General features: G+C 48.7%; 16 protein-coding genes and 1 riboswitch. Of the genes, 4 read left to right on the forward strand and 12 right to left on the reverse strand.

Translation table 11 applies throughout. From position 1 onward, the window contains the following. Positions 1-2 precede the first annotated feature (2 nt). From purR to efp, 10 genes are all read right to left on the reverse strand, one after another. The gene (gene purR, locus G6R30_RS04825) at positions 3-836 is read right to left on the reverse strand and encodes a pur operon repressor (RefSeq protein ID WP_213822022.1); all 834 of its coding nucleotides are present in this window, start codon (positions 834-836) and stop codon (positions 3-5) included. A gap of 125 nt (positions 837-961) precedes the next feature. After that, positions 962-1750, reverse strand: coding sequence for a metal ABC transporter permease (locus G6R30_RS04830; RefSeq protein ID WP_213822024.1), 789 nt, complete (start codon positions 1748-1750; stop codon positions 962-964). Then, a complete protein-coding gene (locus tag G6R30_RS04835; RefSeq protein WP_213822026.1) occupies positions 1740-2441 on the reverse strand; it encodes a metal ABC transporter ATP-binding protein in 702 nt (233 codons plus the stop codon). The genes G6R30_RS04830 and G6R30_RS04835 overlap by 11 nt, the downstream gene beginning before the upstream one ends. Before the next feature lie 53 nt (positions 2442-2494). Beyond that, positions 2495-2725 carry a Veg family protein gene (locus G6R30_RS04840; protein WP_213822028.1) on the reverse strand — a complete coding sequence of 77 codons (231 nt, stop codon included), beginning with the start codon at positions 2723-2725 and terminating at the stop codon, positions 2495-2497. A gap of 95 nt (positions 2726-2820) precedes the next feature. Beyond that, entirely contained in the window at positions 2821-3705 is an 885-nt protein-coding gene (rsmA, locus tag G6R30_RS04845) for a 16S rRNA (adenine(1518)-N(6)/adenine(1519)-N(6))-dimethyltransferase RsmA (protein ID WP_213822030.1), read from the reverse strand. After that, on the reverse strand, positions 3689-4309 hold the full coding sequence (gene rnmV / locus G6R30_RS04850; protein WP_213822033.1) for a ribonuclease M5: 621 nt from the start codon (positions 4307-4309) through the stop codon (positions 3689-3691). Before rnmV ends, rsmA begins: the two co-directional genes overlap by 17 nt. 22 nt (positions 4310-4331) lie before the next feature. Continuing rightward, positions 4332-5126: a TatD family hydrolase gene (locus G6R30_RS04855; RefSeq protein ID WP_213822034.1), complete on the reverse strand. Its 795-nt coding sequence runs from the start codon at positions 5124-5126 to the stop codon at positions 4332-4334. A 111-nt stretch (positions 5127-5237) separates the two neighbouring features. Further along, positions 5238-5651, reverse strand: coding sequence for a transcription antitermination factor NusB (gene nusB, locus G6R30_RS04860; RefSeq protein WP_213822036.1), 414 nt, complete (start codon positions 5649-5651; stop codon positions 5238-5240). Beyond that, positions 5648-6115, reverse strand: coding sequence for an Asp23/Gls24 family envelope stress response protein (locus G6R30_RS04865; protein WP_213822038.1), 468 nt, complete (start codon positions 6113-6115; stop codon positions 5648-5650). The genes nusB and G6R30_RS04865 overlap by 4 nt, the downstream gene beginning before the upstream one ends. Before the next feature lie 90 nt (positions 6116-6205). Continuing rightward, entirely contained in the window at positions 6206-6766 is a 561-nt protein-coding gene (efp, locus tag G6R30_RS04870; protein ID WP_213822041.1) for an elongation factor P, read from the reverse strand. Positions 6767-6957: 191 nt separating this feature from the next. Between efp and G6R30_RS04875 the strand changes: the two genes are divergently transcribed. From G6R30_RS04875 to G6R30_RS04885, 3 genes are read left to right on the forward strand one after another with little or no spacing between them, the layout of a single operon-like run. Next, positions 6958-7173 (forward strand): RNA polymerase epsilon subunit, encoded by a 216-nt coding sequence (locus G6R30_RS04875; RefSeq protein ID WP_213822043.1) that lies wholly within the window; start codon positions 6958-6960, stop codon positions 7171-7173. 5 nt (positions 7174-7178) lie between these two features. Beyond that, the gene (gene rnjA / locus G6R30_RS04880) at positions 7179-8861 is read left to right on the forward strand and encodes a ribonuclease J1 (RefSeq protein ID WP_213822045.1); all 1683 of its coding nucleotides are present in this window, start codon (positions 7179-7181) and stop codon (positions 8859-8861) included. A gap of 54 nt (positions 8862-8915) precedes the next feature. Continuing rightward, on the forward strand, positions 8916-9836 hold the full coding sequence (locus tag G6R30_RS04885; protein WP_213822047.1) for a hypothetical protein: 921 nt from the start codon (positions 8916-8918) through the stop codon (positions 9834-9836). A 46-nt stretch (positions 9837-9882) separates the two neighbouring features. On the opposite strand, the gene metK is transcribed toward G6R30_RS04885, so the two are convergent. Further along, on the reverse strand, positions 9883-11043 hold the full coding sequence (gene metK / locus G6R30_RS04890; protein WP_213822050.1) for a methionine adenosyltransferase: 1161 nt from the start codon (positions 11041-11043) through the stop codon (positions 9883-9885). Positions 11044-11123: 80 nt separating this feature from the next. After that, positions 11124-11208, reverse strand: a riboswitch (SAM riboswitch). 72 nt (positions 11209-11280) lie between these two features. On the opposite strand from metK, the gene G6R30_RS04895 reads away from it, so the two are divergent. Further along, a complete protein-coding gene (locus tag G6R30_RS04895) occupies positions 11281-12117 on the forward strand; it encodes a hypothetical protein (RefSeq protein ID WP_213822052.1) in 837 nt (278 codons plus the stop codon). A 93-nt stretch (positions 12118-12210) separates the two neighbouring features. On the opposite strand, the gene G6R30_RS04900 is transcribed toward G6R30_RS04895, so the two are convergent. Then, entirely contained in the window at positions 12211-13131 is a 921-nt protein-coding gene (locus G6R30_RS04900) for a DUF1542 domain-containing protein (protein ID WP_213822054.1), read from the reverse strand. Positions 13132-13167: the final 36 nt, after the last annotated feature.

Here is a 13167-nt window from a genome sequence, read left to right on the forward strand (position 1 = left end):
GATTAATCCTTCTTTTGGTAAATTCGAGCGTCAAAGTTCCCTGGAGCGACTTTGATTTGTGTCTTGGTTTCGGGGCTTGTTTCCACGTGCAAAAGCGACGTGAAATCTTCAATCAAGCGAACATTGGAACGACCCTCAGCAAAGACGGCCGTACCAACGACCGTGCCACCGAATTCACGAACCAACGTCTGCATTCCCTGAATCGTTCCACCGGCCTTCATAAAGTCATCGACAATCAAGACTTTGGCACCAGAGCGCAAGGACCGCTTGGAGAGTGCCATCTTCTCGACCCGCTTGGATGAGCCGGTCAAATAGTTAACCGAAATCATTGAACCTTCCGTCACCTTGGCGTCATCACGTACGATGACAAAGGGAACGTTCAATTCGCTGGCAACGGCCTGTGCCAAAGGAATCCCCTTCGTAGCCGCCGTCATCACCGCATCGATTTCCTGTCCTGCATACTCGGAAGTCAATAGGCGACCCGTTTGGCGAAGAATGGCCGGATCCCCGAGCAAGTCTGAAAGGTAAACATAGCCACCCGGAAGGACACGTCCTTCATCGGAGACGGCTTCACAAATGCGGCCAACAAAGTCCTCAGCCTCTTGTCGGCCCATCATTGGCGTGTAGTAAACGCCACCAGCAGCACCTGGATAGGTTTTTAAATCACCGGTCCCCCGGTTCTTAAACACTCGTCGAACAATGGCCAAATCTTCTGAAATGGAAGACTTGGCCGTTTCATAGCGTTCGGCAAAAAAATTCAACGACACCAAGGTACGTGGATGTTCCAATAAATAATGGGTCATGTCGACCAGACGGTCAGCGCGGCGTGTCTTCATTTTCTTGTGTCGGGCTCTGGCGCCCGCCCCCTTTTAAACAAATTATCCAAATAATTATAGCATAAAAAAGCTCGAAAAAGCGAACATTCCCTTTTTCAAGCAATCTTTTTTCATCATTTCATGAACTAATCGAGCTTTGCCATGACCAAGGAAAGCAAGTAAATGCCCACTTCAATTAAAGCAATGAAAACCGATGTCGGTAAGTTCGTCAAATAAGCCAGTGACAACCCCGCCCAAGTGCCGAATAAAGCGAAGAAAACCGCCATGGCAATCAGACCAACAATCGACTTTTGGAAAGCCCTTGCGGAAGCAGCCGGTAAAGTCACCAGCACAAAGACCAGCAAGGACCCAACCAGTTGGGAGGAAATAGCCACTGATAAGGCCATGATCAGTAAGAAGACAACCCGCAGCAAACCCTTCTTTTTTGAAGAGAGCAAGAGGCCCGCTTCGTCAAAGGCTAAGAGGGACAGGGGTCGGTACAAAAGAAAGAGCAACAAGGCAACCAAGCCCGCCATGCCAAAAAGAAGGTGCAGGTCAGCAGTCGAAATCCCCAAAACCGAACCGAATAAAATCCCGGTTGCAGAAGAAGAGGCGGAGTGGCCGAGTGCCAGGAACAAAATTCCCAGACCGATGGCCAGTGCTGATATGGCCGAGGTCACGTTATCCGACTTAACTTTGGCATTTTCAAGCGAGCCAATGGCCAAAGCCGAACCTGCAGTTAAGGCAACCATCCCCAAAAGCGGGGCAAAGCCGAGCCAAAAGCCCAAAGCGGCACCCGCAAAGGCAATTTCAGAAAGCGAGTGCGTTAAAAAGTTGTAAGAACGAGCCACCACAAAGGTTCCCACCAAAGCAGAAATCAAGGCAACGATCGTTCCCGCCACAAAGGCGTTCACCATGTAAGGTTCAGAAAACATGTTTGACCTCCTCTTGATGCTTGGATTCCGCTTCGACTGGCAGATCCTTGGCGACCCCAAGCGACGCCGTTTGGTCATGCAGCCAAAGGAAGTTGTCCGCTGATTTTCTCACCCAAGTCGTATCGTGCGAAATCCAGAGAACGCCAATTTGCCAGTCCTGTTGCACCTGGCGAATCTGCTGAACGAGGGCCCTCGTGTGCTGACTATCCAAGGCCGAAGTCGGCTCATCCAAAATCAAAAGATCAGGCTGTTTAGCTAAGGCCTGAGCAATGTAAGCCCGTTGCTTTTGCCCTCCCGAAGCCTTGGCCAATGGTAAATCGGCCAATTCCGTTAAGTCGACCCGTTGTAAGGCATCTTGAACGGCTTTTTTCTCCTTTTTACTTAACCATGGCAGCCCATGATCACGAATCCCCAGTGAGACAAAGGCTTGAATCGACAAGGGATAATCCGCACCCAAATCGCGAAATTGAGGAACATAGGCAATTTTTTGGGCATTAACCTGAATGGCCGCATCCCCTTTTTTCGTCAATGCCGCCTGTAAAATGGCACGAATCAACGTCGTTTTCCCAGCACCGTTTTCGCCCAGCACAACCGTCAACTGGTCATTGGGCAGCGAAAAGGACAAATCCTTTAAAATAATCTTTTTTCCGAAGGCGGCTTGGAAATGGCGCACCTGAATTTGTTCGGTCATAGGCTCTTCTTTCTAAAATAAAAAGACCCTTCCGGGTCTTTTAACAAGAATCATTAGTCAGCAAAGTCAACGTCGACATTTTTTGTCAACACGTCAGCGTAGCTATAAGATGCTTGCTTAAACTGGGCTTCTTCGTCCAATTCCACCACAAACAATGAGGGGAAGGTAGAACGCAAGATCCCGGAACGTTTTGTATATTTCTTGCGGCCGGCTTGGGACACAACGGTGACCGTCTCACCGATGTGGGCGTCTAACCGTGATTTAATCTCTTCTAGGGTTGACATATAAACCGCCTTTCTCTTTAAACAAGATTAAGTATAGCTTAATGTGAGCTTTTTTTCAAGGAAATCATCCTCTAATGTAGAATCATTCGATTCTTTTATAAGACATTTTCGTCCTTTAAGCTCCCATATAAATCGGTAAATTCGGCTAATGTCAATCGTTCGGCACGGATTCCTGGTTCAATCCCAGCCTTGTCCAGGGCCAGCCTTAGCTTATCCTTTGTGCTTTCTTCTTTACCAAAGCGCTGCAAAAGGTTGTTCCATAAGGACTTGCGACGATGGGCAAAGCAGGCCTTGACCAAAGAAAAGAGTTGCTTGGGTTGATCGACCGGCTTTTCTGCCGGCTTCGGCTGCAGGGAAACGACGGCGGAATCAACGTTTGGCGCTGGATTAAAGGCCGCGGCCGGCACTTTTAAAGCCACGGAAACGGTTGCGTAGTAGTCGAGCATCACCGTCAAGACGCCGTATTCCTTCGTCCCTGGCTTTGCCGCCAAGCGGTCTGCTACTTCCTTTTGCATCATCACGACGAGTTGTTGCCAGTTTAAGTCAGCCTGCAAGAGGGCGAGCAAAATTGGCGTAGTGATGTAATAAGGCAGGTTGGCCACGACTTTGACCGATTCTTGATCGCCAAAAGCATCAGCCAAAACCGTTTTCAAGTCGGCCTCTAGCACATCTTGTTCCAAAACCTGAACGTTGTCGTATGGCGCCAATGTCTCGGACAAAATCTTCACCATATCCGGATCGATTTCAAAAGCGAGCACATCCTTGGCCGCACGGGCGAGGTATTCCGTTAGGCCACCGATTCCAGGACCGATTTCCACCACGTGGTCTTCTTTTGTTAAGTCAGCGGCAGCCACGATCCCCGATAGAATGTTGCCATCCGTCAGAAAGTTTTGTCCAAACTTCTTCTTTGCCCGCAGGCCATACTGATTCAAAATCGCCTGGGTTCGTGCTGGCGATGCAATATCAATTGTCTTGGCCATCAAGGCCTCCTTTTAATCCATTCAACACATCGTTTTTTTGAAAGCCCATGGCCGTCAATCGATTGAGTAATTGTTTGCCATTTGCGTAACCAATGGCTAAACGGTCACCCAGCAGGCGGCGCCGTTCCTTTGCTGAACCGGCGCCCAACAAGCCTAAATCAAGCAGAAAATCGCGGTCAATGTCTGACTTTGGCCGTTTGTCAGCCCTCGCTGCCTCTCGGTCTGCTTTCAGCAGTACCGCCTGTAAATCGGCCAACGGGGCATGTTCAATCCCCAAGGACTTATGGGGATTGTCCTTTGCAGCCCGGCCCTGGTCACGGGTGATACTTGCAAGCGTCACGCCCGGTACCGCTGCTAGAATCAGCTGTCGTAAGCGGTTCCCATTAAAGTCTGGGTCCGTCAACACAATCACCCCACGCCGCTCTTTTGCGATAGCAATTCGCTCAAGAACACGGGCATCCAAAGCGGAGCCACCGGTTTCAATGGTGTCACAGTCCACCGCTAATGCCAGTCGCTGACTGTCGGACCAACCCTCCACAACCACCACAGCGGCAATGCTGGGGCGGTCAGGCAAGGCCGCCAATGCTGTCTTTTGATTCTTCATCTGACGGTTTTTTTGCAAATGCTCAGTCATGGTTTAAAAAAGCACGGTGGGCGTTTTCGACCGTTTGCGCAGCTAGGTGATCGCGGTCCATCCCAAGGGTTTCGGCGAGCGAATCAACGACGTACTTCGTCCAGCCTGGTTCGTTGGTCTTGCCACGGAATGGTGTTGGTGCCAAGTATGGCGCGTCGGTTTCGACAAGGAGCTGGTCGATGGGCACGACTTTGGCAGCTTCGCGCACTTCTTCCGCCTTTTTAAAAGTCGCCACACCAGAAAATGACACGTAGTAACCCAGATCCGCCCAGGCCTTTGCCTGTTCCGGCGTTCCAGAGAAGGAATGAATCACAGCCTTTTGAATTCCCGCCGTTTTCAACATGCGATACACGTCATCAAAGGCCTCACGATTGTGAATCACAATCGGTAAATCCATCTTTTTGGCCAAGTCAATTTGAGCCTGGAAAGCCGCCTTTTGAACCGCGCGATCCGTATCCCAGTGATAATCCAATCCCGCCTCACCAACGGCAACGACCACCGGATTTTGGACCTGCTCTTCCAATTCCTGTTTGGCCTGCTCATCAAAGTCTGGCGTATCTTCTGGTTGGAAGCCAACGACGGCAGCAATTCCTTCATTGTTTTCGGCCAATTCGATGGCCCGTCGGTTTCCCTCACGGTTATAACCAACCACGTTCATTTCAAGCACCTGGAACTCATGGGCCCGTCCTAAGTAGGCAGGGACGTCAAAATAAAGGGCATCGTCATTTAAGTGCGTATGCGCATCGTAGGTTGGTGCCGGTTGTTCATTAGGGTGATAAATTGCCATGAAAGCCTCCTCGAATTCTTCTTTTATTTTAGCACAGGAAAGGCCTTTTTCGGCGACTCCACCCGCTTTATTGGCAAATAAAAAAGTCGACCTTCGTCGACTTGTTTTAACTTAGCTTGCCATGTCCGGTGCAAAGTTCTTCAAAACACCATTCACAAATTGTGCGTCTTCTTGTGTGGCAAATTCCTTTGCCAATTCAACGGCTTCGTCGACCACAACCTTGTATGGGGCTGGTTCTGGCAAAGTCAATTCGTAAGCAGCGATTCGTAAAATCACTAAGTTCACACGGGCAATCCGATCAATTTTCCAACCGGTCGCCAGATGCTTGGCCAAGTTCTCATCCAATTCCGTTGAACTGGCGAGCACGCCATTCACCAACTGTGGCAAGAAAGCTTGGTACGTCCGGTTATCCAGTACTAGATCGTAGTTTAAATCCATTTGGTTATCATCGGGAACTTCTTTAAAAGCAGCAAAGAGAATCTGGACAGCTGCTTGCCGTTCCTCGTGTCGTGACATTTCCGTCATTTAGCAGACTCCTTCGTCGCACTTTGATCAAAAAGGTGCTCCGGATCAATGTTTTGGTGGTCGGCATCGGGCACAAGGCCAGCAACCGTCACGTTGACCGTTTCAACCGTCAAACCAGCCAAGTTCGCCAAGTCCGTCTTAACGGCCTGCTGAACAGCAAAGGCAACCTTTGGAATCACTGCCCCGTACTCCAAGATGATGGCCAAATCAAAGGAGATGTTTTGATTCTCGTCTTGCTTCATCATCACCCCTGAGACGGCGGGTTGGACACCCGTCACCTTCGTCAAGTACTTTGGCAAGTGGTCATAGACCTTGGCCTGCATGGCCACAACGCCATCAACGCCCTGAGCAGCCGCCTTAGCGACCGCTTCCAAAGCAGCCTTTGAGACAAGCATTTGACCGTCGGCCATTTGCTCTTTTGTCAGTAAAAAGTTCTTGTTTGTTAAATCAGTTGACTTTGCCATGGGCTTTCCTCCTTGATTGACCAAAATTGACTGTTTGCTAGTCTAAGAAACACAAAAGACTGCTTTACCAAAGCAAAGCAGTCGCCATCATTACGCGCGACCCTTGTAAGAACCATCTTCCGTGTTAACGATGATCATGTCACCTTCGTTAACAAAGTCAGGAACCGTAATCGTCGCACCCGTTTCAACAACGGCTGGCTTACCAGAACCCGTTGCCGTTGCGCCCTTGATACCAGGCTGTGTTTCTTCAACCTTCAACGTAACAGAAACCGGCAGTTCGGCACCGAGCACTTCGGAACCATACATTGTAATCTTGACTTCCATTCCTTCAAGCATGTACTTCAAGGCGTGTTCCAAGTTTGCGTCTGGAATGTTAATTTGTTCAAACGTTTCCGTATCCATGAAGACACGCCCGTCGTTTTCCGCGTACAAGTATGACATTGGACGCGTTGTAATTTCAGCTTGTTCGAACTTATCACCAGGACGGAAAGTAACTTCGTTGACCGCTCCCGTACGCAAGTTCTTCAACTTTGAGCGAACAAAAGCCGCTCCCTTACCAGGCTTCACGTGTTGGAATTCAATCACGCGCCAAATTGAGTTTGAGTACTCAATCGTCAAACCTGTCTTCAAATCATTCATGCCAATTGCCATGAGCATATCCCTCGTTTATTCGTAATTGACTGTTATTATAACAAAAAAATCCCATCTTCGCACCCTTTCGATTCGAATTTATCCCTGACTTTTATCTAATAAAAGTCGCCCCTTTCTTCTATTTATGGTAAAATGGCAGTTAAGGTTTTCGTTTCGTGACAAAAAGAATTCATTATTTTGGAGGAACCACAATGGTTTACAAAGTTTATTACCAGGAAAGCATGGACCGCAACCCAAAGCGGGAAAACACGCAATCTTTCTTTCTAGAAGCAGATTCACACGCTGATGCCTATGCATTGGCACAAAAGAACACCGATTTTAACATTGAAACGGTCGAAGAACTCTCTGACGCAGCACTGGTGTACGAACAGGCTGACCCAGAATTTTCATTGACGACTTTTAACTAATTCCCATGGATAAAATCGATATCAAGCCCAACGAAGTTGCGGTTTACGCCCTTGGGGGCCTTGGCGAAATCGGGAAGAACACTTACGGCATTGAATACCAAGACGAAATCGTCATCGTCGATGCCGGTATCAAGTTTCCCGAAGACTCCCTTTTAGGAATTGACTATGTCATTCCAGACTACTCGTACTTAGTCGAAAACATTGATAAGGTCAAAGGCCTTGTCATTACCCACGGACACGAAGACCACATTGGTGCCATCGCTTACTTCTTGCAAGCGGTTAACGTACCCGTTTACGCAGGCCCATTAGCCATGGCCCTGATCAAAAACAAGCTGGAAGAAAAGCAGATGTTAAACCGCGTGGAACTCCACGAAATCACGGATGGCTCCGTGGTTAACTTCGGTAAGACATCCGCTGAATTCTTCCGGACCACCCACTCGATTCCCGACGTCTTTGGTATCGCCATTAAGACACCCGTTGGAACAATTGTCGAGACTGGTGACTTTAAATTTGATTTGACGCCCACCACCAAGCAAAAGCCAAACCTCTGGTCAATGGCACGGATTGGTGAAGAAGGTGTTTTGCTCTTAATGTCGGATTCGACCAACGCCGAACGACCAGAGTGGACAAAATCCGAAGCCTGGGTTCAAAAGACGGTCGACAAGCTCTTCAGCCAACTGAAGCACGGTCGAATCATCTTTGCGACTTTCGCTTCCAATATGAACCGAATCAAGATGGCAACGGATGCCGCAATCAAAAACGGCCGTAAAATCGCCGTTTTCGGTCGGTCAATGGAATCAGCCATGACCAACGGCCGGGCTTTGGGCTATCTTGATATCCCAGATGACGCCTTGATTGAGCAGTCACAAATCAAAAACATCCCGGACGATGAACTCTTGATTATGTCAACGGGTTCACAGGGTGAATCAATGGCTGCCCTGGCGCGAATCGCCAACGGTACCCACAAGCAAGTTCGCTTGAAGCCAAAAGACAACGTGATCTTCTCCTCCTCACCAATTCCTGGTAACACCGCCTCGGTGAACGCCGTGATTAACAAATTGGAGGAAGGTGGCGCCAACGTCATTCACGGAAAGCTAAACAACATTCACACTTCTGGTCACGGTGGCCAAGAAGAACAGAAGTTGATGCTTTCTTTGATGAAGCCCAAGTACTTCATGCCTGTCCACGGTGAATACCGGATGTTAAAGGTCCACGCTGGATTAGCAGAAGAACTCGATATTCCTGCTGAAAACACCTTTATCCAAGAAAACGGGGACGTTTTGGCATTGGACGGTGTGAACCCACCACGCCTTGCCGGTCACTTCCCTGCCGAAGATACTTATATCGACGGTTCTGGTATTGGTGACATCGGTTCCGTTGTCTTGCACGACCGCTTGAAGTTGTCACAGGACGGCTTAGTCATCGTGACAGCAACCATCGACTTGAAGAAAAAAGAAATCTTGTCTGGTCCGGATATCTTATCCCGCGGATTCGTCTATATGCGCGAATCAGGTGACTTGATTAACGATGGTCGCCATGTCATTTTCAATACGATTCGTAAGGCAATGTCTCAAAAGTCCGCTTCCGAATCTGATATTCGTCAAGCCATCATTGATGACTTGGCCAAGTATTTGCATAAAGAAACTGCCCGAAAGCCAATGATCTTGCCAATGCTCATCATGGTTTAAGGCCGAAGGCATGCCTAGCATGCCTTTTTTATCGCCATCGTTTAGGAGGGCAGCATGTCAGAACAAGCACATATCTTCATTGAGAGCGCGCTCTTACCACACAAGAATAAAACGGGACTCTTGGATCAAATCGAAGGTGAATTGACAAAGGTCGGCCTCGCCGCTACCTTCAAAAAGTCCAAGCCCCACCACTCCCTTTACCAAAAAGCCCGTCTCGTTGCCCGTGATAAAGCCTTTGCCGATCGCATGGACCCGATTGTCGTCATTGGTAATGAAGCGGCGGCCAACGAAGTCTTGTCAGGCTTTCTATCAATTGATCCCGACAAGAAGCGCCCCCTCCTCCTTTTCCAATTAAGCGAAAAAAACGTCAAAGTCGCCGACTTAGTCAATCAACTGACGGCTGCTCTAAAAGCAGAAGCGATTGTCGAAGAACCAATGGCCATGATTGAGGGGAACGTACCAAACAAGGGGCGCCGCTATTTCCTTCATTACTTGCAGGTTGGCCCCGACTTTTCCGCTTTACTGCCGACCTTCAATCAAAAAGTCGTGTGGAAGCAAGCCTGGCAACAGTTCCTTGATTTTTGGAATCTGATTTCCCGCAATCAAGACAAGGTCACCTTTGCTTGGAGTCTCCGTCAAGGCAGTAGCTACCAGCTTTATGCTAAGACACTGGGGCTCCAAGTCTTAAACCAAGCCGACCAGGATCAGCCATTCAATCTTCGGGTGGTGAACCAAGTCGCTTGGCCAAAAATCCTGCTGACCTATTTGCAAGGAAAGAAGGGTCGGGAAAATCCCTCTCGTCGTGGTTTTATCACCAAACCGATCAAAAATGAGGCGGCCATTCACATTCGCGATTTGCAAAGTGTTAAGCTTGACGGCAACGCGCTTGAAAACGGCGCCTACTCTTTCCAAGTCAAAGAAGCCGGCACCTACCCCGTCATTTCCTTGTCAAAGAGTCAAGAATCAAGCAAATAGCATAAAAAAAGAAAGAGCCGCCCAAAATTGAGCGGCTCTTTCTTTTTTATTGAACAGCTTCTCGAATCGCTGCTACCTTATCCAACTTTTCCCATGGCAAATCCAAATCCGGACGTCCAAAGTGACCGTATGCAGCCGTTTGCTGATAGATTGGTCGTTGCAAATCGAGGGCTTGAATAATGGCTAAGGGACGGAAATCAAAAAGGTCGGCCACGACTTTTTCAATTTTTTCTTCCGCAATCTTTGCCGTTCCAAAAGTCTCGATGTTCAAAGACACTGGTTTAGCCACTCCAATGGCATAGGCAACCTGGAGTTCTGCCTTATCGGCCAAGCCTGCAGCCACCAGGTTTTTAGCAACGTAACGCGCATAGTAGGCACCCGATCGATCAACCTTTGTCGCATCCTTACCTGAGAAGGCACCACCACCGTGATGGGCGGCACCGCCGTAGGTATCGACAATGATTTTCCGACCCGTTAAGCCGGAATCGGCCTGGGGGCCACCCAAAACAAAGCGACCAGACGGATTAATGTAATACTTCGTTTGTTCGTCAACCAGGTCACTTGGCAAGACCGGATCAATGACAAGACGTTTCATGTCAGCACGCAGCTGGTCCAAATCAACGGCATCGTCGTGTTGCGTCGACAAGACCACGGCAGCAATTCGTTCGACCGAACCATCATCGGCCAAAGCCAAGGTCACTTCCCCCTTGGCATCCGGACGCAGGTAGGCAACCTGCCCTTCTTCTCGAACCGCACGAATTTGGCGCATCAACTGGTGGGACAAATCCAATGCCAATGGCAGGTAATCAGCCGTTTCGTTTGTCGCATAACCAAAGACCATTCCTTGGTCACCGGCACCCAGCTGATCCGGGTCATCATCTGCGGCATCGACCGCCTGCGCAATGTCTTGTGACTGTTCAACGATTTTATTTGAGACGTTAATGGAATCAGCCGAGAAGCCCAGTTCTGGCTTATCGTAGCCAATCGAACGGACCGTTTCCACCGCGATTTGACGGATGTTGACGTAGGCGCTAGTCGACAATTCACCAAAAATGGACACATCACCAGTCGACGTCGTTACCTCAATCGCCGCACGGGCCTTCGGGTCCTTGGCCAAGACGGCGTCCAAGATGGCATCGGCGATTTGATCGGCGACTTTGTCAGGGTGGCCATTGGCCACCGATTCAGCAGTAAAGTACTTTGTCATATTCTTCTCCTTCTTTTCACACATCAAGAAGAGGCCAATAAAAAACGCCCAGGCAGCAGCCTGAGCGAATCAAAAGAGCTTGCCTATCTTACAGAATTACCACCGTGCGTTAGCCGGTTGGTGCAGGTTCATCGTGCTGTATCACTTCCCTGCTCTTGATAGTGTTGTAATATATATTTCATATTCTACATGATAAAATAAGAAAGTACAAGAATTACGATTGAAAGAAGTCAACCAATGGACGAAAAGAAGCAGAATTCTCAAGAAGAACAGCGGACATCAACCGGGCAGTTTGCACAGGACTTTTTCGCCCGAAATAAACGACGGGAACGGTCGATTGACAACGAGCAGCCATTGCGTCGCTATCAGCATTTACCAGCCGTTCTTCCCTGGACCATCCCCATCACAACGCTCTTGTTAACCATGGTCTGGTGGCTTCGTCCGATTCTTGCTGGCACACTTGGTAGCCAATTATCCTTTGGCCAAATTTGGCCACTGTTGGTTTATTCGCTCTTCTGCTCGGCCGCTGTTGGCTACCTCATTGCCAGTCGTTTTGAACAAAAGGATTGGCGACTCTATACCTGCTTGGCCGGATCAACGCTCGTTCTTTTCTCTTCCTCACTTCGAATGCGCTTTGAAGTGCTTGCCTTACTCTTTCTCTTCGTTTTAGTTTTGGCACTTCTGCCATTGAACCTCGTGCAACTCAAAAACGGCGTAGGCCTCTTAGCCTTGGCAACGTTACTGACTTTTTCAGTGCCCGTCTGCATCGCCTTTCTTGGGAATAACTACGTCGACCAGAATTTTCTAAACAGCTCCTGGGACCTGTTTTACGCTAGTCTCTTCTACCTAACAGCCCTCTTCCTACCAAAGGCCGCTGGCCGCCTTCTGGGCCTTGTCACAGGCGCTCTCTACCTGATCCACCTTCTTTTCTTCCATGCATTTGGATTCGGCGTTTTGACGGCCATGGTTCTCGCCTTTGCCGTCTTTGTGCTTTCCTTCATCCGTCCCTTAACCTACCGTTATCAACCACTTGCGGCCATGAGCGCCCTCCTTCTTTCCATGCTCATGCTCTAAAAGTGATGACAAAGTCGAAAAGCCCCGATTGCTGTGTTAACAGAGCAATGGGGGCTTTTTTATTGATCATTCAAGCAGTCTTCACAACTGAATTTATGATTTCTTCGTTTTAACGTAAGCCAGTGAAACGATTGACAACATACCGAGTAGAAGCATGGTCCAACGATTCTCTTCCGTCTGTCGACCGGTTTCTGGTTGGACGTGGTTTACCGTTTCAGTTAGTTCAGCCACTGACTTTGCGGCTGGCACAATTTGTGCGAGTCGCTGAATGACCCTTTGACTATTTTGATCAAAGGTCAAATCCTTGACATCAATTAAGACAGCATCCGCGTTCACTTCACCATCGATCTTATTCTTAGCAGACTGTGCAGCAGTGTCGATTTCGTTAATCGCCGCTGCCTTTTGCTCATCCGTCAAGTTTGTCATCGCGGCAATCTTTACCTTCATTGCCTGTGCTTTTTCGTCAATGGCCGCTTTAGCGGCTGCCTTCTGTTCAGCAAGGGTGTCATGGTGGGCCAAATCTTGGTTCAAGCGGTCCGTTTCTTCCTTAAAGCTGATGGGGGCAACACTTTTCTTCAAATCATCCGCATTGCTAATGCCGTCCAATTGCTTCTTAGCTTGGTCCGCTGAATCGTCAATAGCTTGCTTTGCTTTGGCCTTTTCATCGCTTGAAAGGTCGGCACGACCGTCAATGGCATCCTTTGCTTGCTTGGCTTGCTCATCGATAGCCGATTTAGCAGTAGCTTTTTGCTCATCAAGTGTTGAGTGGCTGGTCAAATCAGCCATGGCTTGGTCAACATTTGCCGTAAAGTTTGAAGCCTTCACCTTATCGTATACCTGATCGGCCGTTTGACCTTCATCAACGGCGGCCTTGGCTGCATCCGACTGTGCATCCAGCTTCTTCTTTGCTGCTTCTTTTTCTGACTTAGTCAGATGATTCATCCGATCAATTTTGGCTTTTTCATCACTGATTCGACCGTCAATGGCGTGCTCGTATGTCAATAAGTTAGACACTTTTTTTACATCACTAGGTTCGATTCATAGGTATGA

Source organism: Fructobacillus parabroussonetiae, from assembly GCF_018437265.1.
Taxonomy (GTDB): Bacteria; Bacillota; Bacilli; order Lactobacillales; family Lactobacillaceae; genus Fructobacillus; species Fructobacillus parabroussonetiae.